We start from the raw sequence: 22,564 nt of genomic DNA on the forward strand, positions 1-22,564 counted from the left end.
CGGTATCCTCTGGGCCCCAGCGCTTTCCAAACGGAACCGAGACCATGAGCGAGCAGCGGCCCTTGCCGGTCATCCTGATCGACGACGAAAAATCCATCCGCACCGCCAGCAGCCAGACGCTGCAACTGGCCGGCTACCAGGTAAAGGCGCTGGAGAGCGCCGAACCAGCCCTGGCCGATGTCAGTTTCGACTGGCCCGGAGTGCTGGTCACCGATATCAACATGCCCGGCATCGACGGCCTCGAGCTGCTCGAGCGGGTGCAGGCGATCGACCCCGATTTGCCGGTCATCCTGATCACCGGCCACGGCGATATCTCCATGGCGGTGAACGCCATCCGCGGCGGGGCCTACGATTTCATCGAGAAGCCCTTTCCCGCGGACCTGCTGACCGACGTGGTGCGCCGGGCGATGGAGAAACGGGCCCTGACCATCGAGAACCGCAACCTGCGCCAGGAGCTGCAGGCGCAGAGCGCTCCCGGCCCGCGCATCATCGGCAAGTCGCTGCCCCTGCAGCGGATGCGCCAGCTCCTGGCCCAGGTGGCCAATACGCCGGCGGATATTCTGATCATGGGCGAGACCGGCACCGGCAAGGACCTGGTGGCCCGCTACATCCATGAGAACAGCGACCGCAAGGACCGTAATTTCGTCGCCATCAACTGCGGCGGGGTGCCCGAGAACCTGATGGAGAGCGAGCTGTTCGGGCACGAGAAGGGGGCCTTCACCGACGCCAAAAGCCAGCGGGTGGGTAAGCTGGAACACGCTCAGGGCGGCACCCTGTTTCTCGATGAGATCGAGAGCATGCCGGTATCGCTGCAGATAAAGCTGCTGCGGGTGCTGGAGGAGCGCTGCATCGAGCGGCTGGGCTCCAACGAGCAGATTCCGCTGGATATCCGCATTATCGCCGCCTCCAAGGCGGACCTGCGGGAGCAGAGCGACGCCGGCAATTTCCGCGAAGACCTCTATTACCGGCTCAACGTGGTGCGGGTGGATATTCCGCCGCTGCGCGAGCGGGCCGAAGACATTCCGCTGCTGTTCCAGCATTTTGCCCTGATTGCCTCCACCCAGTACCAGCGGGAGGTGCCGGCGCTGAGCCCTGAGCGGGTTCACAGTCTGGTGAGCTACGACTGGCCGGGCAATGTCCGGGAGCTGCGCAACGTCGCCGAGCGCTACGTGCTGCTCGGCGAGGGCTGCACCTTCGAGTTTGATCAGCTGATCCCGCAGCTGGAAGCGGCTTCGGCCCTGACGCTGCCGGAGAAAGTCGAGCGCTTTGAGAAAATGCTGATCGAGGAAGAGCTGGCCCGCTGCCGGGGCAGCATCAAGGAGACCCTGATCAACCTGGGCCTGCCCCGCAAAACCCTCTACGACAAGATGCGCAAGTACCACCTCGACAAGCGGGACTTCAAGGGCTGAGCGACCGCGGTTGCCGGAAACAGTCGGCAACCGCGGAGCGTATGGGTCATATTCCCCGTCTTCACTGCGAGCTAATGGGTGGTTTTCCGCCGTTTCTGAAACCCGAAATTGGTCTCTTCGATGTGGCTTGCAGGCTTTAACACTCTGTAAATTAAGCGAAAATAAGAAAACGGCGCATGGCTTTCAGTGTTTGGCATCTTGCTTGCAATAAAGCCCTCCAGATCGTGAGCGGCCTTCCGGGTCCAAACACGGCAAATTAAAAACGACAACAAATAATGATGAGGAAAAACTGATGCGTATTCTTTCCGCGGCTGTCGCCTCCCTTGCCCTGACTGTGGGTGCCCAAGTGGCCACCGCAGCCCCCGTTGAACTGAAGTTTTCCCACGTGGTCGCCGAGAACACCCCCAAGGGTCAGATGGCGATCAAATTCCGTGACCTGGTCGCCGAGCGTATGGCTGACGACGTAGTGGTCAAGGTGTTCCCGAACTCTCAGCTGTTCGGCGACAACAAGGTCCTCGAAGCCATGCTGCTGGGTGACGTGCAGATGGCAGCGCCTTCCCTGTCCAAGTTCCAGAAGTACACCACCTCCCTGCAGCTGTTCGACCTGCCTTTCCTGTTCAAGGATATGGAAGCGGTTGAGCGTTTCCAGCAGAGCGACGCCGGTCAGAAACTGCTCGGCTCTCTCGAGAGCAAGGGGCTGGTTGGCCTGGGTTACCTGCACAACGGCATGAAGCAGCTGTCCGCCAGTGAGGCCCTGCGCACCCCCGCCGACGCATCCGGCAAGAAGTTCCGCATCATGACCTCCGACGTGCTGCAGGCCCAGTTCGAAGCGGTTGAAGCCGTACCCCTGAAGAAGCCCTTCTCCGAGGTCTTCACCCTGCTCCAGACCAAGGCCATCGACGGTCAGGAGAACACCTGGTCCAACATCTACTCCAAGAAGTTCTTCGAGGTGCAGCCCTACATCACCGAGTCCAACCACGGTGTGCTGGATTACCTGGTCGTGACCTCCGCCGAGTTCTGGAAAGGCCTGGATGACGATGTCCGCACCGAGCTGAAGAAGGCCCTGGACGAAGCCATCGCTCACGGTAACAAGATCGCCGCTGAGAAGGCCGACGCCGACAAGCAGGCCATCATCGATTCCGGCCGCTCCGAAGTTATCTCGCTGACCGACGCAGAGCGTCAGCAGTGGGTCGAGGCGATGAAGCCGGTTTGGAAGCAGTTCGAAGGCGAGATCGGTGCTGACCTGATCGACGCCGCTGCCGCGTCCAACAACTAAATCGCTCCTTCCAGCGGGGTCAGCCCGGCTGACCCCCACGGACGGGGGGGAGCAATCCCCCCTGTTTTCGATTCAGGCTCAAGGGCCTGACTGCGAGGCTCGGTTCCACAGGAGATCCCGGCGCAAGCCCTTCGGGATGCCCTGTGGGACATTCCTCCACGGCCGGTGAAGGGTCCCAGGAACGGGACGGCTTCACTACAGGATCTATCAGGGGTATTTGAGGCATGATTAAAGCAACCATCACACGGTTGGAGGAGAGTATTCTCTGCCTCCTGCTGGTGTCCATGACACTCTTAGTTTTCGCCGAGGTAGTGGCCCGTTTCGGGTTCAACGCCGGCATCCACTGGGCCCAGGAGGTCACGCTAACCCTGTCGGCCTGGTTCGTCCTGTTCGGCGCCTCCTACGGCGTTAAAGTGGGCTGCCACATTGGCGTTGACGTCTTCGTCAAGATGTTGCCCCGCGGCGTGCACCGCGGCGTCACTATTTTCGCCATTCTGCTGTGCCTCATCTATTGCGGCCTGTTCCTGTACGGCTCCTGGATCTACCTGGAGAAGATGCACATGATCGGCATCGAGATGGAAGACCTGCCGATTCAGAAGTGGATACCCATGAGCATCCTGGTGATCGGCTTCGGACTCTTGATTATCCGCTTCCTGCAGCTGTTCTGGGCGGTGCTCCGCAAACAGGCCGAAGGGTTCCATCTGGCCGATGAAGCTGAAGAGAGCATGCATATCGCCAAAGAGCTGGAAGAGATGAACGCCAAGTCCCAGGAGGCGAAATAATGGCTACCGCAACGCTGTTTATTATTCTGTTTGCCTGCATGTTCATGGGCATGCCCATCGCCATCGCGCTGGGTCTGTCGAGCATCGGTACCATCCTGATGTTCTCCAACGACTCCCTGGCGTCCATCGCCCTGAAGCTGTTCGAGGCCACCTCCGAGCACTATACGCTGCTGGCGATTCCGTTCTTTATCCTCTCCTCGGCCTTCCTCTCCACCGGCGGGGTGGCCAAGCGCCTGATCGATTTCGCCATCGACAGCGTCGGTCACATCAAGGGCGGTCTGGCGATGGCCTCGGTCATGGCCTGTATGCTGTTCGCGGCGGTTTCCGGCTCCTCCCCGGCCACCGTGGCGGCCATCGGTACCATCGTGATCGCCGGTATGGTCCGCGCCGGCTACCCGCAGAGCTTCGCCGCCGGCGTCATCACCACCTCCGGCACCCTGGGCATCCTGATTCCGCCCTCCATCGTGATGCTGGTTTACGCCGCCGCCACCGAGGTCTCCGCCTCCCGCATGTTCATGGCCGGCTTCGTGCCCGGCCTGATGATGGGCGGTCTGCTGATGCTGACCATCTACATCGTCGCCAAGATCAAGAACCTGCCCGCCCAGCCCTTCCCGGGCTTCGGCCAGCTGGCACGCTCCGGCGCCATCGCCATGGGCGGCCTGATGCTGATCGTCATCGTGCTGGGCTCCATCTACGGTGGTATCGCCAGCCCCACCGAAGCGGCCGCGGCTGCGGCGGTCTACGCGTACCTGGTTTCGGTCATGGGCTACCGTGACATCGGCCCTATCAAGGGCGTGCCCTGGCGTAAGGACGGCGAAGGTCTGGGTAGCGCGTTTGCCCGTAACGCGGTGCAGATCGCCCTGGCGTTCCCCCGCAGCATCTACTGCAAGGACGTCAACAAGGTGGTGCTGGACGCCGCCAAGGTGGCGATGATGCTGCTGTTCATCATTGCCAACGCGATGCTCTTTGCCCACGTGCTGACCACCGAGCGGATTCCTCATACCATCGCCGAGGTGATCATCGAGTGGGGCCTGCCGGCCTGGGGCTTCTTGATCGTGGTGAACATCCTGCTGCTGATCGCCGGTAACTTCATGGAGCCCTCGGCGATCCTGCTGATCATGGCGCCGATCCTGTTCCCCATCGCCACCCAGCTGGGCATCGACCCGATTCACCTGGGTATCATCATGGTGGTGAACATGGAGATCGGCATGCTGACGCCGCCGGTGGGTCTGAACCTGTTCGTCACCGCCGGTATCACCGGACGCAACATGATCTGGGTAATCCGCTCCGTACTGCCCTGGCTGCTGCTGATGCTGGTGTTCCTGATGCTGATCACCTACGTCCCGCAGATCTCGCTCTGGCTGCCGGAGTACATCGACTACCTCAAGGGCTACTGATCCGGCCCGCAATAAAAAGCCCGCTTCGGCGGGTTTTTTTGTATCTGGAAGGGAGAGGGGGATTTAGGCCGTTCTTGCGCCGTACTGCCCCGCCTAGCGAAGGCTTCCCCTGCCAATGGTGTGCGCTGCATTTTCCATTCAATCAATAGGTTATAGTCATCAATTCGGTTGCTACGGTATAGTCTGATGCTGTGGCTAATGGGGCAGCGGATAGCGTAGGCGCGGGGCAAAGTGAGCTGCCTGTGGTGCGTAGCAAACTAGGGACAGAACTATTTTTCACGACTCGCTGAACGACCAGGTTTCCCGTGTTTAACTCGGGCAAAAGGCGGGATCTGCCCCGGCGCTTTTGCTCTTGGCGGCGTTAAGTGCTGAAGAGAAGGTGACATGAGAGGGAATATCATTTCTTACTACGAGATGTGCCAAAGAGAAGGTACGAGCTTGCAGCGCGGTATGAACTTTAGGCTGCGTGGTAGGCATTCTGTAATTTTGATGTCGCTTCATCCGAATGCTCCTTACCAAGATCGTGTCGAAGAAGATGGCTCGGTGCTCATCTACGAAGGTCATGATGAGCCACGAACGGAGCACGTTCGAAATCCCAAGGCTGTCGATCAGCCAGAGTTTTTACCATCGGGTAATCGGTCAGAGAATGGAAAGTTCCACAAGGCTGCACAGGATCACAACTCGGGCTTGAAGCATCCCGATATCGTCAGGGTATACGAAAAAATCAAGAAAGGGATTTGGTCCGATAATGGGTATTTTCATTTGGTAGATTCATGGCGCGAATCTGACGGCTCGCGCGAGGTTTTCAAATTCAAACTTGTGGCTGTCGAGGGTGTATCCCGCGAGGATGCGCCGGAAGATGAACATGATACTGAAGCTAAGCGCAGTAGAATTATTCCTACTCGCGTTAAGCTCCAAGTTTGGAAACGTGATGGCGGTAAGTGTGTTGAATGTGGCGCAACTGATGAATTGCACTTCGATCACATCCTGCCGTATTCGAAGGGAGGCACATCTTTGAAGGTGGAAAACATCCAGCTCCTGTGCGCAAGGCATAACTTGGCGAAGAGCGCGAAGATTCAGTGAAGTGAAAAGACCACCTCAAAAAGGTTACCAGTCGCTCGCTGTCGTCGTTGGGGCGTCCGCCATTATTCGGCGGGCCGCCTCTTAAGGCAACAGCATGGACTTCTCCTTGAATTCGTTACGACCTGATTAAGAGAGCATCACTGTAAAACGCTGTTGCATAACAAGGCCGGCAACGTTAAACACAGCGTTGTTGGGGTCGGACCTTCACTGCTACGCAGTTTCGGCCCGGTACTAAAAACAAAAACGAGAACACGGGGATGGAATCAGAAAAATTCAAGAAGGGCCTGAAAGTCAGAAGGAAGGTGATGGGTGACGAATACGTGGATCGCGCGTTGAACTCCGCCACGGCCTTTACCAGGCCCCTGCAGACCATGGTGACGGAGAATGCCTGGGGCGGGGTATGGTCTGAGGGGGTGATTCCCGATAAGACGAGAAGCCTCGTCACCGTCGCGATACTGGCCTCGCTGAAGGCCTCCGCCGAGCTCAGGGGCCATGTGCTGGGGGCGCTTCGTAACGGCTGTACAGCCGAGGAGATACAGGATGTGCTGCTTCACTGCACCGTCTACTGTGGCGCCCCTGCGGGGATCGAGGCGTTTCGGGTGGCGAACGAGGTGATAGCGGACTGGGAATCAAACCCCCATAACGGCTGACTCGTACCGCAAGGCTTTCTGCGCTCCGGAATCAACCGGGCACAAAAAAGGGAGCCATCGGGCTCCCTTGAAGGCGTTATAAGCGGCTTTTACTCGGCCGCTTTTTCCGCTTCCGGGTTGATGTCCAGCAGCTCCACCTCGAACACCAGGGTGGAGTTGGGGCCGATCACTGGGCCCATGCCGCGGGCGCCGTAGGCCAGCTCTGCGGGAATGTAGAGTTCGGCTTTGCCGCCCTCGGCGATCAGCTGCAGCCCCTCGGTCCAGCCGGGGATCACGCCGTTGAGCGGGAAGGTGGCGGGGCCGCCGTGGGAGTAGGAGCTGTCGAATTCGGTGCCGTCGATCAGGGTGCCGCGGTAGTGCACCTGGACGGTGTCACTGGCTTTGGGCTTGTCGCCTTCACCGGCTTCGAGGATCTTGTACTGCAGGCCGCTGGCGGTGGTCACCACACCGTCCCTCTCGCTGTTGGCGGCGAGGAAGGCCTCACCCTTGGCTTGGTTCTCCTTGGCCTGAGCCTGCTGGGCTTCCTGCTGGCGCTGCTGGTAGCGCTGCTGGGCCCCCTGCATGGCCTGTTGGATCTCCTCGTTGGTGAGTGTGCGCTCACTGTTCTTGGCGGATTCCATCAGTCCCTGGCGGAAGGCCTCCTGGTCCAGCTCGTAACCCAGCCCCTCCATTCGGGTGCCGACATCCAGCCCCATGATGTAGCTGACCTTCTGCTCGTCGGAGCCGAGCTCCGCGGCTTGAGCGAGGGGGGCGGAGGCGAGGGCGAGGGCGATCGCGGAGGAGATCAGTGCTTTCTTCATTGGCTGTCCTTGTATCGGTCACTAAAGCGTCGATTAATTCGGCCCGGGGGGCCGGCGAATTGTCGTTGGGTATGGGACGGGCGCTCTACCTGGAGTAAGCGTCGGCGCCATCGTATCGGGCTGTCAGCGGGGAAAACCCTTCGGCCACATACTGGTTACGTTGAGCGACCATTTAACTGGAAAGTTCCCGTGAATTCCACCCGCGCCGGTTAGCCAGGGGCTGTGGTAGACTTGCGCGCCATGATCGAACTCCAGTCTCTCAGCCTCCAGCGAGGCAAGTCGCTTCTTCTTGAGCAGGTCGACCTGCGGATTCACCCCGGCCACAAGGTGGGGCTGATCGGCGCCAACGGCAGCGGCAAGTCGAGCCTGTTCCAACTGCTGCTCGGCGGTCTTCAGCCCGACGCCGGCACCCTGCGCCTGCCCGCCGGCTGGCAGATCGCCCACATGGCCCAGGAGGTGGAAGCCCTGGCGCGCAGCGCCCTGGACTACGTGCTCGACGGCGATGCTCCCCTGCGTGAACTGGAGGCGGCCATGGCGAAGGCCGAGGCCGAGGACCGCCACAGTCAGTTGGGTGAGCTGCACGCCTGCTTCGATGCCATCGAGGGGTACAGCGCCCGGTCGCGCGCCGAGCAGCTGTTGCACGGCCTGGGCTTTGACCAGACCAGCCTGTCACGGCCGGTGTCGGACTTTTCCGGGGGCTGGCGGATCCGCCTCAACCTGGCGCAGGCGCTGATGTGCCGCTCCGATTTGCTGCTGCTTGACGAGCCCACCAACCACCTGGACCTGGATGCGACCCTGTGGCTGGAGCAGTGGCTGGGCCGCTACGCGGGCACCCTGTTGTTGATCTCCCACGACCGCGATTTCCTCGACCGGGTGGTCAACGAGATCGCCCACCTCGAGCGGGGCAAGCTGACCCTCTACCGGGGCAATTACAGTGCCTTTGAGCGGATCCGCGCCGAGCGCCTAGCCCTGCAGCAGGCCAGCTACGAAAAGCAACAGGCCCGGGTGGCCCGCATCGAGCAGTTCGTACGCCGCTTCAAGGCCAAGGCTTCCAAGGCGAAGCAGGCCCAGAGCCGGGTCAAGGAGCTGGAGCGGATGGAGCAGATCGCGCCGGCCCATGTCGACTCCCCGTTTACCTTCTCCTTTCGCGGCGAGCGCAAGCTCTCCAACCCGTTGCTCAACCTGGAGCAGGCGACCCTGGGGTATGCCGGCAAGCCGGTGCTGGAGCAGGCGGCGCTCAACCTGCAGCCGGACATGCGTATCGGCCTGCTGGGCCCCAACGGGGCCGGCAAGTCGACCCTGATCAAGACCCTCACCGGTGACCTGGCGCTGCTGAGCGGGCGCCGGGTGGAGGGCGAGCACCTGAAGGTCGGCTACTTCGCCCAGCACCAGCTCGAAGCCCTGGACCTGGACGCCAGCCCGCTGCTGCACCTGCAACGCCTCTCCCCCGAGGCCAGTGAGCAGGCGGTGCGCAACTACCTGGGCAGCTTCGGGTTCCAGGGTGACGATGCCCTGGAGCCGGTGCGGCTCTTCTCCGGTGGCGAAAAGGCGCGCCTGGCCCTGGCCCTGATCGCCTGGCAGGAGCCCAACCTGCTGCTGATGGACGAGCCCACCAACCACCTGGATCTGGAGGTGCGCCACGCCCTGACCCTGGCGCTGCAGGAGTTTCCCGGCGCCCTGATCCTGGTCTCCCACGACCGCCACCTGCTGCGCAATTGCGTCGATCAGTTCCTGCTGGTGAGCGACGGGCGCATCACCCCCTTTGACGGGGACCTGGAGGACTACTCTCGCTGGCTGATGAGCCGTAACCGCGAGGAGGCGCCGGTGGAGCGTGCGGCGGAACCGGCCGCCGAGTCGGCCCAGGCCCGTAAGGAGCGCAAGCGGGAAGAGGCCGCCCGGCGCCAGCGGCTCAGTCCGCTGAAAAAGGAGATCGCCAAGCTCGAGCAGGCGATGGAGCGCCAGGGCGAGGCGCTGTCAGCTTTGGAGGAGGCCCTGGCGGACCCCGGTCTTTACCTGGAGGAGAACAAGGATGCGCTCAGGGGGCGGCTGCAGGAGCAGGCCGCCCTGCGGGCAGAAGCGGAGGAGACCGAGGCGCGCTGGCTGGAACTGAGCGAAGAGCTCGAGGCCCTGGCGGGCGACTAGGCGCCTCGAACCGCCGGGAAGGTGCGGGGAAGTGAGGGTTAGCCGGCCTTGAGCAGCCGGGTCATCTCCTCCAGCTCCTTCTCTTTGTCGTTGATCTGCTCGAAGGCCAACTGGACCTGCTCGGGGTTCAGCCCCAGGGATTCGTACAGGTCGGCAGGGATCGCCCCGACCGGGCCGTCGCCGATTCCGTTCTGACGCAGTACCCGCAGCGCCAGGTTGAGCAGCCGCGCGTAGACCGCGTGTTCGCCGTCGTAGCCCAGGTCATTCTGATATCGAATGGCGCCGCAGACCTCTTGCGGCAGCTTCCAGATCTCCATCAGCCAAGCGCCCACCTGCTCGCGGGTGACGTTGATAATCTGTTTCTCGACGTACTCGTGGTGCAGGTGCGGATTGGCCTCGATATAGCGCGAGACCAGGGAGAAGTGCGGCGGGAAGATGTGGGACAGGGCCAAGTAACCGAAATTGTGCAGCAGGCCGCCCAGGTAGGCCAGGCCCGCCTTGGGGCGCGTGGCGATCGGCATCTGCTTGACCAGCTTCTCGGTCAGGGTGGCCATGTAAACCGACTGCAGCCAGTAGGGGGTGCTACCCCGGGGCGTGTCCTTGGGCACCTCCAGGGTCTTGCCCATGGCGATTCCCAGCGCCAGGTTCACCACCAGGTCGTAGCCGAGCACCCGCACCACCGCATCGTTGATGGAGTCGATGGTGCCGGGTGCGGCGTAATAGGGTGAAGAGGCCCAGCTCATGACCTGGGCCGAGAGGCTGGGGTCGAGCTTGACGATGGGCACCAGGTCGTCGACGCCGGAGTTGGGGTCGGAGCGCAGCTCCACGATCTTCTGGGCCGTCGGTGGCAGCGTGGGCAGCCCCAGGGTGTCTTCCAGCCGCTGCTTGATGCGCAGTGCGGTGAACTTCTCCACGGCCCGGGTGATGACGGTGACATCATCGCCCTTGGGCTGCTTGGCGTCGATGGCGGCCGGGGTCAGCCCCAGCTTGCAGATTTCGTGAGCGCCAAGCTCGCTGGCGCTCACCTCGAAGTCGCGCTCGGAATGGGGTTCGACCAGTTTCAGCGTGCCTTCGAGCTTACAGTCCGGATCGACCAGCAAAGGCAGTTCCAGCAGCTTCTGGCGGCCGCTGTCGGACTCCAGCGCCGGCTGGGAAAAAATCTTGTGGGAATCTGTCGAGGAGACTGGTTGCAGCCGGCGGCCGGTGAATTTCCAGACGCTAACCAGGTTGAGGAGCTGGTCGTTGGGCAACATCACCAGCATCTTTCCCTGGCTGTCGTTAAGCATCACGATTCTGATCGGCTGATGGGGCATAGGACTACACACTCGCTGTTGGCGGACGGTGCGCCGGGCGCACACTGTCGGCTATCCTAGAAGGAGCCGACTCAAGCCGTCAAGCTCCAAAAGGCCCGGTTTCGCCCCGTGAATTATAAACAATATGTTAGACGCCGCCCGCTGTGCCCGGGGGGTTTCCATATCCCGGCACTGTTCCTGATAATGGTGCTCGTCAGTGGTGTCGCCCGGGCGCAGGAGCAGGCCGCAGCGCCCGAGGCTGCCACCGGCCTGACCGACAAGCCGGTATTGCAAGCTCGGGAGCAGATGGTGGTGAGCGCCCACCCGCTGGCCACCCAAGCTGGCTACGCCATGCTCGAGGCCGGCGGCAGCGCCCTGGATGCGGCCGTCGCCGTACAGGCCATGCTGACCCTGGTCGAGCCCCAGTCATCGGGTATCGGCGGCGGGGCCTTCATGCTCCACTGGGATGCCGGGCAGCAACGGCTGCAGGCCTTTGATGGCCGTGAAACGGCGCCGGCCGCCGCCGACCCTGACCTCTTTCTCAAGACGGATGGCACACCCATGGCCTGGGGTGATGCACTGGTGGGCGGCCGCGCGGTGGGGGTGCCCGGTGTGCTGCGCATGCTGGAGCTGGCCCACGATGAGCACGGGGAGCTGCCGTGGGAGCAGCTTTTTCAGCCGGCGATTCGCCAGAGCCAGGAGGGTTTTGAGGTCAGCCCCCGGCTGCACCGGTTGATCGCCAGCGGTATCAATCCGGGCCTGGGCCGCTACCCGGTGGCTGCCGATTACTTTTTTGAGCAGGGCGAGCCGCTCCCGGTGGGCACCCGGCTGCGTAACCCGGCGCTGGCCCGGACCCTTGAGCAGATCGCCAGCGAAGGGGCGGACTATTTCTACCGTGGCCCGCTGGCGGCGCAGATTGTCGAGGCAGTGCAGGGGGCTTCGGATAACCCGGGCAGGCTGAGCCAAGAGGATCTGGCCGGTTACCGGGCCGTGGCGCGCGAGCCTTTGTGTCGCCCCTTCTTTGAGCACCGGGTCTGCAGCATGCCGCCCCCCACCTCCGGTGGGGTGACTCTGCTGCAGATACTGGGATTGCTGGCTCCCTTCCCGTTGGTCGATCTCGAGCCTGACGGGGCGGCCTTTGTCCACCTCTTCACCCAGGCGGCCCGGCTTGCCTATGCTGACCGGGCGCGTTACCTGGCCGACAGCGACTTTGTTCCGGTGCCGGTCGACGCCTTGCTGGAGCCGAATTACCTGGCGCGCCGCCACCGCCTGATCGACCCGGAGCGGGACATGGGCGAGGCGGCTCCCGGTCGGGTTGCACGGCTGGCCCGGGGCGACGACCGCTCCCCCGAATTCCCTTCCACCAGCCACTTTGTGATCGTCGACGCCGCCGGCAATGCCGTCTCGATGACCACCAGCATCGAGATGGCATTCGGTTCAACGCTCATGGTGGGGGGATTTCTACTCAACAACCAGCTCACCGACTTTGCCTTCACCGCCGAGGAGGACGGTGCACCGGTGGCCAACCGGGTGCAGCCGGGCAAGCGCCCGCGCAGCTCGATGACGCCGGTGATAGTCTTTGATCTCCAGGGTAAGCCCAGCTTGCTGCTGGGATCTCCGGGCGGCAGCCGGATTATCAATTACGTGGCACGGACCCTGTTGACGACCCTGGTGTGGGACTGGCCGTTACAGACCGCCATCGCCGCGCCTCACGTCAGCAACCGCAACGGCTATACGGCGCTGGAAGAAGGCAGGGCCGCAGCAAGGCTCAAGCCATCCCTGGAGCGGCTGGGGCATACGGTGAAAGTGCGGGTGCTCAACAGCGGCCTGCACGGCATCGCCATCGACCGCGCCGGTATCATGCGCAGCGGCATCGACCCGCGCCGCGAGGGGGCGGCGATGGGTCAGTAACCGTCGGGAAAATCAGTCGCCTTTGGAAAAGAAATCAGGCGACGACCAGTACGCCGTCCATCTCCACTTGCGCCCCCTTGGGCAACGCTGCAACCCCGATGGCGGCGCGGGCGGGGTAGGGCTGCTTGAAGTAACGGGCCATCACCTGGTTGACGGTCTCGAAGTTGGAAAGGTCGGTCAGGTAGATGTTGAGCTTCACCAGCTCCTGCAGGGAACCGCCGGCCGCTTCACAGACCGCGCTGAGGTTCTCGAATACGCGGACTACCTGGGCCTCCACATCGCCGTCCACCAACTGCATGGTTTCGGGAATCAGGGGAATCTGCCCGGAAAGGTAAACGGTTTGACCCACTTTAACGGCCTGGGAGTAGGTGCCGATCGCCTCGGGGGCCTGGTCGCTGTGAATCACTGCACGGTTGCTCATGGGGGCTCCTTGTAGATAAGGGTACGGGGTCGCAGGGACCGCGAACGGGGCCGGTTTGCCGGTCAGGCTCAGGCCCGGGTAATCCGTGAAACGGAACTCAGGGTGCGAATGCGCTTCATCACCTGGGCCAAGTGAACCCGGTTGCGTACCGAGACGTCAAGGTGCACGGTGCTCATCTGGGCCTCTTTTTCATCGATGTCGATACGGTGAATATTGGCGCCGGCAGCGGATACCTTGGTGGCCAGGGTGGCGATGATGCCGCGCTGGGCCATCAGCTCGATCTTGAGGCTGGCCTGGAATTCGTCCGACACCCGCTTGTCCCAGTTGAGGTAGACGCATTTCTTGGGATCATGGCGGAACTCGGCGATATTCCGGCAATCGTCCCGGTGCACCACAATTCCCCGCCCGCTGCTGATGTGGCCCAGGATGCTGTCGCCGGGAATCGGGTGGCAGCAGCGGGCGTAGGAGAGCACCATACCCTCGGTCCCGCTCACCGAGAGGGGCTCCTCGCTCTGGTTCTCATCCTGCTCATTGCCTGAGCGGGGCTTGAGCTTCTGCGCCACGATGTAGGCCATGCGGTTGCCAAGCCCGATCTCCTTGAGTAGGTCGTCGAGACTCTGCAGGCCTGAGCCCTTCAGGTACTGACCCAGGTGCTCCGGGTCCAGAGTGTCCACGGACAGGTCGTAATTGGCGAGGAACTGGTTCAGCAGGCGCCTGCCGAGGCTCACCGATTCTGCGTTTTGCTTGTGCTTGAGGAAGTGGCGGATATTGGTCCGCGCCTTGCCGGTTACGACGAAATTAAGCCAGGCCATGTTGGGCTGGGCGCTGGGGGTGGTGATGATCTCCACCGTCTGGCCGCTCTCCAGGGGCGTGCTCAGGGGGGCTAGGCGGCGGTTGATGCGGCAGGAGACGCAGTTGTTGCCAACATCCGTGTGTACCGCGTAGGCAAAGTCCACCGGCGTCGCCCCCTTGGGCAACTCCAGAATGCGCCCCTTGGGGGTAAAGACGTAGACCTCGTCGGGGAAGAGGTCGATCTTCACGCTCTCGATAAACTCCATGGAGTTGCCGGCCTGCTTCTGCATCTCCAGCAGCCCCTGCACCCATTGCCGGGCGCGGTTGTAGTTGCCCTGCGCCTTGGCGCTGGCCGGTTCGCCGCCGGCCTTGTAGCCGCTGTGGGAAGCGATGCCCTGGTTGGCTACCTGCTCCATCTCCTCGGTGCGGATCTGGATTTCGATGGTGATGTCCCGGGCGCCGAACAGGTCGGTGTGCAGGGACTGGTAGCCGTTGGCCTTGGGAATGGCGATGTAGTCCTTGAAGCGTCCCGGCACCGGCTTGTAGAGGTTGTGTACCGCCCCAAGAATGCGGTAGCAGGTGTCGATCTTGTCGGTGACGATACGGAAGGCGAAGACGTCCATGATCTCGGCAAAGGACTTCTTCTGAGTCACCATCTTGCGGTAGATGCTGTAGAGGTGCTTCTCGCGGCCGGTCACGGTGCCCGGAAGCCCCTCGCGCTTGAGACAGGCGCTGAGGGTGTCGCCGATCTTTTCGATCATATCCAGGCGGTTGCCCCGGGCCTGCTGCACCGCCCGGCCGATGTGTTTGTAACGCATCGGGTAGTAGGCCCTAAATGCCAGGTCCTGCAGCTCCACGTGAATGTCGTGCATCCCCAGCCGTGCCGCCACCGGGGCGTAGATGTCCAGGGTCTCGCGCGCGATGCGGCGCTGCTTCTCCGGCGCCATCACCCCCAGGGTGCGCATGTTGTGCAGGCGGTCGCCCAGCTTCACCAGAATTACCCGGATGTCCTCGGCCATGGCCATGACCATCTTCTGGAAATTCTCGGCCTGGGCCTCGGCCTTGGTCTCGAAGTGCAGGTGGGTCAGTTTGCTGACCCCATCGACGATGCCGGTGACGGTCTCGCCGAACTGGCTGGACAGCCCCTTTGTGTCGACCTGGGTGTCCTCGATGACGTCGTGCAGCATGGCGGCCATCAGGCTCTGATGGTCCATGTTCATTTCGGCGAGGATGGAGGCCACCGCCAGGGGGTGGGTAACGTAGGGTTCGCCGCTCTTGCGGCGCTGGCCATCGTGGGCCTGTTCGGCGTAGTAGTAGGCACGCCGAACCAGATTGATCTGGTCGGCGTCCAGGTAGGAGGTCAGGCTATGTGACAGGTCTTGGATCGTGGGCATCCGGACTCCTTGACGACTACCGGGCCAAGAAGCCGGCCGCCCGGGGGGCGGGGTACTTCCTATTCAGCACGTTCGGTGCTGGGCGCCTCGGCAGCTTCTTCGAGAAGATCGAGTTCAACCGGCTGTTCCTTGAGAATGCTGGCGTCGATGTGGCCTTCGGCGATCTCGCGCAGGGCGACGACCGTCGGCTTATCGTTTTCCCAGCCTACCTTGGGCTCCTTGCCTCCGACCGCCAGCTGGCGGGCGCGCTTGGCGGAGACCATGATCAGTTCGAAGCGGTTTTCGACGTTCTCCAGGCAATCTTCTACGGTTACACGAGCCATTATTAACCTCTGGGGGCAGTTAAGAAAAGGGGTTGGGGTCCAAAAAACAAGCCAGACAGTTTACAAACCGGCGCCCCTTATGACAAGAGCTGGTCGATGGTGGCCTGGTGGCGCTGACGCTGACGGACCAGGGTCTGGCGGCGGCAGAGAAAGACCGCTGCCAGCTCCTCCAGGGCCTGCTCGAACTGGTCGTTGACCACTAGGTAATCGTATTCGTGGTAGTGGGACATCTCGGTCACTGCCTGGGCCATGCGCCCTGCGATCACTTCGGCCGCATCCTGGCCCCGGTTGTTCAGCCGCTCTTCCAGGGCCTCCCGCGACGGGGGCAGGATAAAGACCGATACTGCCTCGGGCATCAGGGTGCGCACCTGCTGGGCACCCTGCCAGTCGATCTCCAGAATCACGTCCTTGCCTTCGGCCAGGGTGCTTTCCACCGCAGCGCGGGAGGTGCCGTAGAAGTTGCCGAACACCTCCGCCGACTCCAGAAAAGCATCTTCGGCCACCATGGACTCGAAATCCTCGCGGCTGACGAAATAGTAGTCCCAGCCCTCCACTTCGCCGGGGCGTGGCGCCCGGGTGGTGTGGGAAACGGATACGCTGACCAGCGGGTCGCGCTGCAGGAGCGCCTTGACCAGACTGGTCTTGCCGGCCCCGCTGGGGGCGGAAACGATATAAAGAGTGCCTTTGCTGTCCAACTGCTGGTTCATGAAAACGTCCGCTAGTGTATTGACAAAGAGTCTTGGTGGCTTGGAGCGACAACCGCCGAGGCCCGCCTGGGCGCCGGACCCCATAAAGCGCTTTTGGCGCTGGCCCCGAGCACTTCGGGGTGGTCGCACAATGATATCAGACTGCCACTCAGATGCAGCCTGCTGAGGCGCTGGCGGCACGGTTCCGATCTGCCGCCCCCCGGTTCATGCGCCTCATCCTGACCTTCCTGATCGGGGTCTTGAGGTTGACGGGGAGGGGGCTGAGCCGAGGGTGGCACCCCGGGTGGGGTTCATGGGGCGCCGGGCTGGTCTTGGCCGCAGCCCGAACGGGGCTCGCTGGCCAGGGTGCAGATGTTGCGGCCCTGGTGCTTGGAGGTATAGAGGGCGTTGTCGGCCAGGCGAATAAGCTCACTGGGGTCCGTGGCGTCCAGCGGGTAGGTTGCTATGCCGAAGCTGGCACCGATCTGCACGGCGCACCCTTCCAGCGCCAGAGGTTGGGCAAAGGCCTGGATTACCCGCTCGGCCAGGTGGCGCACGTCCGCGAGGCTTTCAGGGCCGATAATGATGACGGCGAACTCATCCCCGCCAATGCGGGCGATCACATCACTCTCCCGAAAGCAGCGCTTGAGGACCTGTCCGACCCGCACCAGCACCTCGTCACCGACAGGGTGGCCGAAGCGGTCGTTGACCTCTTTGAACAGGTCCAGGTCCATCATGGCGAGCGAGAGCCAGAGATCTTGACGCTCGGCCAGTTTGACGGCCTCGTGAAAGCGTTGGTTGAAGTGATGGCGGTTGGCCAGCCCGGTTACCGGGTCCGTGAGGGCCAGGCGTTCGATCTCCTCGCGGGCCTTTTTCTGCTCGGTAATGTCCCGAATCACGGCGACAAATCCCAGCACCTGCCGGTCTTCGCTCAACACGGGCGCGCCTTGGGTCAGGCTGGGAAAGGCTTCGCCGTTCTTGCGTCGCATGGCAATTTCAAAAGGCGCCAGGCGCGCGGTGGTCTGCAGGTTGTAGCGGAGTCGTCCCTGCTTCTCGAAATCCTCAGGGTCGGCGTAGAGGCGTTTAAAGCTGCGCCCGACCAGCTCCGCTTCGTGGTAGCCAAAGGTGCGCCCGAACGCAGGATTGGTCATGATCACGTTGCGGCGGGTGTCGGAGACCACCGTGGCGTCGGGCATGCTGTCGAAGATGGCCTGAAACAGCGCGGTCTTTTCGTTCAGGGCGGCGCGGGCTTCGTGGCCGTCTCGGATGGCCGCCTGCAGGCGGCGGTTGTAGCGCACCAGCAGCCCCGCGACCAGTGCGACGCCCGCCAAGACCGCCAGCAGCAGAATCACCGTGGTTTGCCAGCGGCTGAAGTCCGGCCGGGGTGTTGGGTCGTAGATAAAGCCCTCCAGAGAGTAACTGGGCTGAACCATGCCGGTGCGCACCAGGGTATCGGCCATGTGTTGCCAGCGTGCACGGCTCATGTGACCGTATTCGACCAGCTCCGGCATGATCAGCCCGCGCATGCGCAAGGCTTCGTAGCGCAGTCGCTCGCGGCTGAGCTCGGGACGGTAGTCTTGCAGGATGAGGGTGATCATCTCCTCCACATGGCTTAAGGCGTACTCCCAGCCGCGCAGGGAGGCGGCGCGAAATGCCCGTGCCTGTTTTGGGTGCGCCCGCAACTGCTGCTCGCTGGCAAACAGAATGTCGCTGTAAAAGCCGAGCCCGTAGGCGGCGGGGTAAAAGGCGGCGTAGGGAATGTCCCGCGCTTCGAGTTCGTAGGGCGTGGCCGGCAGGTAGCCGCTGGTCGCAGCCACGCGGCCCTCGACCATCGGTTCGATATCAAAGGTGTGCTCGGTCAGTATCATTTCGCTGACGGATACCCCTTCGCTTCGTAGCAGGGCAATCAGCTCCACATCCCTGGGTTTGAGCATTACCCGCCGCCCGGTCAGGTCGGTGAGGGCCTGCACCCCCTTGTCTTGTCGTGCGATCAGCGCCGCTCCCGAGTGCTGAAATACCGCAGCCAGGGCCACCAGCGGGCGGCCCTGCAGCCGCTGCTGGAGAACGGCCGCGTTGGCCACGCCGTAATCGGCGTGGCCGCCCAGTACCGACTCAATCGGCTCGTGGTCGGGGGAGGCCGGCACGAACTCCACCGCAAGGCCTGCCTCGCGGTAATAACCCTGGGCCTTGGCAGCGTAATAGCCGGCGAACTGGAACTGGTGCTGGTTTTGCAACTGCAGGCGAACAGGGGTCAGCCCGGCACCGGCCTTGTCCTGGGCGGTGGCAAGTGACGGTGCGAGCAGCACCCAAAGCATCCAAACCAGCCGCGCCGCCGTTGCCGCGCGGCAGCGATGGGAACGGCGTAGGCGGGAAGCCTCCATGGTTCATCCCTGAATAGAAAGGCGAGGGGCGAGAAGAGGGCCCCGATACGGCGTAATAATAGTTCAGCCGCGGGGGGCGGAGTATCGGACGGAAAAACAAAAGGCCCCAACCTTCCCGGCGGGGCCTTTTTGTAACGAGCGTTTCGTCCTCTGGTGTGAACCGGTGGCTCTCCCTGCTACCGTCAGATCCCTCTGTCAGCGCGTTGAAAGCAGTATCTCAATCGAACGGCTGTTTGAAAATAGGAAAAATTCCTAAATAGGGTATGGGGCACCGGCGGTTCAGGCTTCCAGCAGAAACGTTACCGGGCCGTCATTGACCAGGCTGACTTGCATATCGGCGCCAAAGCGTCCCTTTGCGACCGGTGCGTGAATGCGCCGTGCCTCGCTGACGAAGCGGTCGTAAAGCGCCTCTCCCAGGGCTGGAGGTGCCGCACGGGAGAAGCCGGGGCGTAACCCCTTGGCGGTGTCGGCCGCGAGGGTGAACTGGGATACCACCAGCAATCCGCCACCGGTCTGGGTGAGGCTGAGGTTCATCTTGCCGTCCGCGTCGGCGAAAATTCGATAGCTTAAAACTTTTTGCAGCAGGCGTTGCAGGGTGGCCTCGTCGTCATCCTTTTGCACGCCCAGAAAGACCAGCAGGCCGGGGCCGATCTGTCCCACCACCTGGTCATCCACCTTGACGGCGGCTTCGCTTACCCGTTGCAACAGTGCCAACATCTTTGAAGGGGACCTCTCCAGGTTGCCAGCCTCAAGCCAGGCGCTCGGCAAACTGGCGAGTGGCTTTGATCAGGTTGTCGGTGATGCCCGGCTCCTGGGCGCTGTGACCGGCATTGCGGACGATGTGAAGTTCGGCGTCGGGCAGGGCCTGGTAAAGCTCAAAGGCCTGCTCGATCGGGCAGACCATGTCGTAACGGCCGTGCACGATCACGGTGGGGATGTGGGCGATACGGTGGGCATCGCTCAGCAACTGGCCCTCTTCCATAAAGGCCTTATGGACGAAGTAATGGGTCTCGATACGGGCCTGGGCGAGGGCGAAGTGAGGCTCCCGGGACTGCTCCACCAACTCCGTGTTGGGGGCCAGGGTTGAGCAGCGTGCCTCCCATACGCTCCAGGCCTTGGCGGCGGCCATGCGCGCGATCTCGTTGTTGTCCATCAAGCGGCGGTAGTAAGCGCCAACCAAGTCGTCTTGTTCCGGCTCGGGAATGGGTTCGAGAAACTCCCGCCAGTGGTCGGGAAAGAAGCGGCTGGCGCCGCGCTGGAAGAGCCACTGCACGTCGGCCTGGCGGCAGAGAAAGATGCCCCGCAGAATGAGGCCTGCAACCCGCTCCGGGTGAACCTGGGCGTAGGCCAGGCTCAGGGAGGAGCCCCAGGAGCCGCCGAACAGCAGCCACTGGTCGATATTCAGTCGAAGACGAATCGCCTCCATGTCACCGATCAGGTGGGCGGTGGTGTTCTTTTCCAGTGAGCCGTGGGGGACCGAGCGCCCGCAGCCGCGCTGGTCAAACAGAATGATCCGGTACTTCTGGGGGTTGAAGAAGCAGCGGCTGCTGTCGGAGCTGCCGCTACCGGGGCCCCCGTGGACCACGAGGACCGGAATGCCCTTGGGATTGCCCGACTCTTCCACGTAAATCTGGTGGGGTGGGTCCACCGCCAGAAAGTGGCGCGTATGGGGCTGGATTTCGGGGTAGAGGGTCAGCATGGGGCTCCGTCTCGTTTTCGGCTAAGTATAACGAAAGAGAGCCCGCGAAATTTGGCAAGGCCCTCCGTGGCCGTATTGATTACCCCTGGCTGCGAGAGGCCCGCTTGCGCTCGTGTTCCTTGAGCAGCTTCTTGCGAACGCGGATGTGGTGCGGGGTGACCTCCACGAGCTCGTCGTCTTCGATGAAGTCTAGAGCCTGCTCCAGGGAAAAGCGCACCGGGGGGGTGAGCAGCAGGTTCTCGTCGGTACCCGCGGCGCGGATGTTGGTCAGCTGCTTGGCCTTGGTGGGGTTGACGGTAAGGTCGTTGCTGCGGCTGTGAATGCCGATCACCATTCCCTCGTAGACGTCGATGTTGGGGTCGATCGTCAGGCGGCCACGCTCCTGCAGGTTGAACAGGGCGTAGGTCAGCGCCTTGCCGGCGCAGTTGGAGATCAGCACGCCGTTGATGCGGCTGCTCATGGCGCCCTCTTTGGCGGGGCCGTAGTGGTCGAAGATGGAGGTCATGATGCCGGTGCCCGAGGTCATGGTCAGGAACTGGCTGCGAAAGCCGATCAGGCCACGCGAGGGCACCGTGAAGGAGAGCCGTACCCGTCCCTTGCCGTCGACCTCCATGTTGGTCATTTCGGCCTTGCGCTTGCCCAGCTCCTCGATGATGCCGCCCTGGTGCTGTTCCTCCACGTCGATCATCAGCTGCTCAAAGGGCTCGTGGATCTCGCCGTCCACTTCGCGCTGGATGACCTCGGGGCGCGAAACACCCAGCTCGAAACCTTCGCGGCGCATGCTCTCGATCAGCACCGACAGGTGCAGCTCGCCGCGACCGGAGACGATGAACTTGTCCGGGCTATCGCCCTGGGCCACCCGCAAGGCGACGTTGTGAATCAGCTCACGGTCGAGGCGTTCCTTGATGTTGCGGCTGGTGATGTACTTACCGTCCTGGCCGGCGAAGGGCGAGTCGTTGACCTGGAAGGTCATGGACACGGTGGGCTCGTCGACGGTCAGGGCCGGCAGTGCTTCAACCTGCTCGGGGGCGCAGAGGGTATCGGAGATGTTGAGCTGGTCGATGCCGGTGATACAGACGATGTCTCCGGCCTGGGCCTCTTTGACCTCGACCCGCTCCAGACCCAGGTAGCCCATCACCTGCAGTACCTTGCCGCCGCGCACGCCGCCCTCGGCGTCGATGATCTTCAGCTGTGCGTTAGGCGCCACACGGCCGCGCTTGATCCGACCGACTCCGATAACGCCCACGTAGCTGTTGTAGTCCAGGGCTGAAATCTGCATCTGGAAGGGGCCTTCGGCATCCACCTGCGGGTGCTCGACCTTTTCCACGATCGCCTCGAACAGCGGCTGCATGTCTTCAGCCATCTCTTCGGGATCGAGTCCGGCGATGCCGTTGAGGGCCGAGGCGTAGACGATGGGGAAGTCGAGCTGCTCGTCGGTGGCGCCCAGGTTGTCGAACAGGTCAAATACCTGGTCCACCACCCAGTCGGGACGCGCGCCGGGGCGGTCTACCTTGTTGATTACCACGATGGGCTTGAGCCCCTGGGCGAAGGCCTTCTGGGTGACGAAGCGGGTCTGGGGCATGGGGCCGTCCACGGCATCCACCAGCAGCAGCACCGAGTCCACCATGGAGAGCACCCGCTCCACCTCGCCGCCGAAGTCGGCGTGGCCGGGGGTGTCGACGATGTTGATGCGGTAGCCGTTCCACTCGATGGCGGTGTTCTTGGCCAGGATGGTAATGCCGCGCTCTCTCTCCTGGTCATTGGAGTCCATGACGCGCTCGGCGCCCTCGTCCCGACGCGCAAGGGTCCCGGACTGCTGCAGCAGCTTGTCGACCAGGGTCGTCTTGCCGTGGTCTACGTGCGCGATAATGGCGATGTTTCTGAGGTTCTCAATCACTGCTTCACTCCGGGAGCTGCTTTTAAAAGGGCGCGATTATACAACAGTTGGAGCCTTACACGCGGTTTGGCGTTGCAAATATATGCAATAACTTTTCGCTGTATTAAGCTGCGTGCTGAGTGATGTGCTCTGCAATGAGGCGAAAATCAATTCTGCCGCACCATTTTGGTGCCTTTGGCGTTTGCGTGCACCAAAACAAAGCGCTGCAGATGGGGGAAGGTGGGGCTGT

Annotated in this window: 18 protein-coding genes; 8 read left to right on the forward strand and 10 right to left on the reverse strand. The window is 62.5% G+C overall.

Annotated elements, in window-relative coordinates; all coding sequences use genetic code 11:
- The first annotated feature begins 44 nt into the window (after window positions 1-44).
- The 6 genes from JGZ97_RS01440 (at window position 45) to JGZ97_RS01465 (ending at window position 6,597) form a co-directional block, all read left to right on the forward strand.
- Window positions 45-1,409, forward strand: a complete 1,365-nt coding sequence (locus tag JGZ97_RS01440; protein ID WP_207060812.1) for a sigma-54 dependent transcriptional regulator — start codon at window positions 45-47, stop codon at window positions 1,407-1,409.
- Between the two features lie 292 nt (window positions 1,410-1,701).
- Window positions 1,702-2,685, forward strand: a complete 984-nt coding sequence (locus tag JGZ97_RS01445) for a TRAP transporter substrate-binding protein (RefSeq protein ID WP_207060813.1) — start codon at window positions 1,702-1,704, stop codon at window positions 2,683-2,685.
- 224 nt (window positions 2,686-2,909) lie between these two features.
- Complete coding sequence (locus JGZ97_RS01450; protein WP_207060814.1) at window positions 2,910-3,467, forward strand: TRAP transporter small permease; 558 nt, start codon at window positions 2,910-2,912, stop codon at window positions 3,465-3,467.
- Window positions 3,467-4,864, forward strand: a complete 1,398-nt coding sequence (locus JGZ97_RS01455; RefSeq protein WP_207060815.1) for a TRAP transporter large permease — start codon at window positions 3,467-3,469, stop codon at window positions 4,862-4,864. Before JGZ97_RS01450 ends, JGZ97_RS01455 begins: the two co-directional genes overlap by 1 nt.
- 384 nt (window positions 4,865-5,248) lie before the next feature.
- The gene (locus JGZ97_RS01460) at window positions 5,249-5,947 is read left to right on the forward strand and encodes an HNH endonuclease (protein ID WP_207060816.1); all 699 of its coding nucleotides are present in this window, start codon (window positions 5,249-5,251) and stop codon (window positions 5,945-5,947) included.
- A 257-nt stretch (window positions 5,948-6,204) separates the two neighbouring features.
- Window positions 6,205-6,597, forward strand: coding sequence for a carboxymuconolactone decarboxylase family protein (locus JGZ97_RS01465; RefSeq protein ID WP_207060817.1), 393 nt, complete (start codon window positions 6,205-6,207; stop codon window positions 6,595-6,597).
- 89 nt (window positions 6,598-6,686) lie between these two features.
- Here JGZ97_RS01465 and JGZ97_RS01470 read toward each other — a convergent pair whose 3' ends face one another.
- Window positions 6,687-7,397 carry an FKBP-type peptidyl-prolyl cis-trans isomerase gene (locus JGZ97_RS01470; RefSeq protein WP_207060818.1) on the reverse strand — a complete coding sequence of 237 codons (711 nt, stop codon included), beginning with the start codon at window positions 7,395-7,397 and terminating at the stop codon, window positions 6,687-6,689.
- A gap of 240 nt (window positions 7,398-7,637) precedes the next feature.
- Between JGZ97_RS01470 and JGZ97_RS01475 the strand changes: the two genes are divergently transcribed.
- Window positions 7,638-9,539, forward strand: a complete 1,902-nt coding sequence (locus JGZ97_RS01475; RefSeq protein ID WP_207060819.1) for an ATP-binding cassette domain-containing protein — start codon at window positions 7,638-7,640, stop codon at window positions 9,537-9,539.
- 38 nt (window positions 9,540-9,577) lie between these two features.
- Here JGZ97_RS01475 and JGZ97_RS01480 read toward each other — a convergent pair whose 3' ends face one another.
- Window positions 9,578-10,852, reverse strand: coding sequence for an HDOD domain-containing protein (locus JGZ97_RS01480; protein ID WP_207060820.1), 1,275 nt, complete (start codon window positions 10,850-10,852; stop codon window positions 9,578-9,580).
- 183 nt (window positions 10,853-11,035) lie between these two features.
- Between JGZ97_RS01480 and ggt the strand changes: the two genes are divergently transcribed.
- A complete protein-coding gene (ggt, locus tag JGZ97_RS01485) occupies window positions 11,036-12,742 on the forward strand; it encodes a gamma-glutamyltransferase (protein ID WP_207060821.1) in 1,707 nt (568 codons plus the stop codon).
- Between the two features lie 34 nt (window positions 12,743-12,776).
- Here the strand turns inward: ggt and JGZ97_RS01490 are convergent, their stop codons facing one another.
- The 8 genes from JGZ97_RS01490 to typA all read right to left on the reverse strand — a co-directional run bounded on the left by JGZ97_RS01490 (window position 12,777) and on the right by typA (window position 22,335).
- On the reverse strand, window positions 12,777-13,163 hold the full coding sequence (locus JGZ97_RS01490) for a RidA family protein (protein ID WP_207060822.1): 387 nt from the start codon (window positions 13,161-13,163) through the stop codon (window positions 12,777-12,779).
- Between the two features lie 68 nt (window positions 13,164-13,231).
- A complete protein-coding gene (gene spoT, locus JGZ97_RS01495; protein WP_207060823.1) occupies window positions 13,232-15,349 on the reverse strand; it encodes a bifunctional GTP diphosphokinase/guanosine-3',5'-bis pyrophosphate 3'-pyrophosphohydrolase in 2,118 nt (705 codons plus the stop codon).
- Between the two features lie 59 nt (window positions 15,350-15,408).
- On the reverse strand, window positions 15,409-15,672 hold the full coding sequence (gene rpoZ, locus JGZ97_RS01500; protein WP_207060824.1) for a DNA-directed RNA polymerase subunit omega: 264 nt from the start codon (window positions 15,670-15,672) through the stop codon (window positions 15,409-15,411).
- A 77-nt stretch (window positions 15,673-15,749) separates the two neighbouring features.
- On the reverse strand, window positions 15,750-16,379 hold the full coding sequence (gmk, locus tag JGZ97_RS01505; protein WP_207060825.1) for a guanylate kinase: 630 nt from the start codon (window positions 16,377-16,379) through the stop codon (window positions 15,750-15,752).
- A gap of 290 nt (window positions 16,380-16,669) precedes the next feature.
- On the reverse strand, window positions 16,670-18,739 hold the full coding sequence (locus JGZ97_RS01510; RefSeq protein ID WP_207060826.1) for a diguanylate cyclase domain-containing protein: 2,070 nt from the start codon (window positions 18,737-18,739) through the stop codon (window positions 16,670-16,672).
- A gap of 279 nt (window positions 18,740-19,018) precedes the next feature.
- Entirely contained in the window at window positions 19,019-19,456 is a 438-nt protein-coding gene (gene dtd, locus JGZ97_RS01515) for a D-aminoacyl-tRNA deacylase (protein WP_207060827.1), read from the reverse strand.
- A gap of 31 nt (window positions 19,457-19,487) precedes the next feature.
- The gene (gene pip / locus JGZ97_RS01520) at window positions 19,488-20,438 is read right to left on the reverse strand and encodes a prolyl aminopeptidase (RefSeq protein WP_207060828.1); all 951 of its coding nucleotides are present in this window, start codon (window positions 20,436-20,438) and stop codon (window positions 19,488-19,490) included.
- A gap of 79 nt (window positions 20,439-20,517) precedes the next feature.
- Window positions 20,518-22,335: a translational GTPase TypA gene (gene typA / locus JGZ97_RS01525; protein WP_207060829.1), complete on the reverse strand. Its 1,818-nt coding sequence runs from the start codon at window positions 22,333-22,335 to the stop codon at window positions 20,518-20,520.
- Window positions 22,336-22,564: the final 229 nt, after the last annotated feature.

The organism is Motiliproteus sp. SC1-56, from assembly GCF_017309075.1.
Taxonomy (GTDB): Bacteria; Pseudomonadota; Gammaproteobacteria; order Pseudomonadales; family Balneatricaceae; genus Motiliproteus.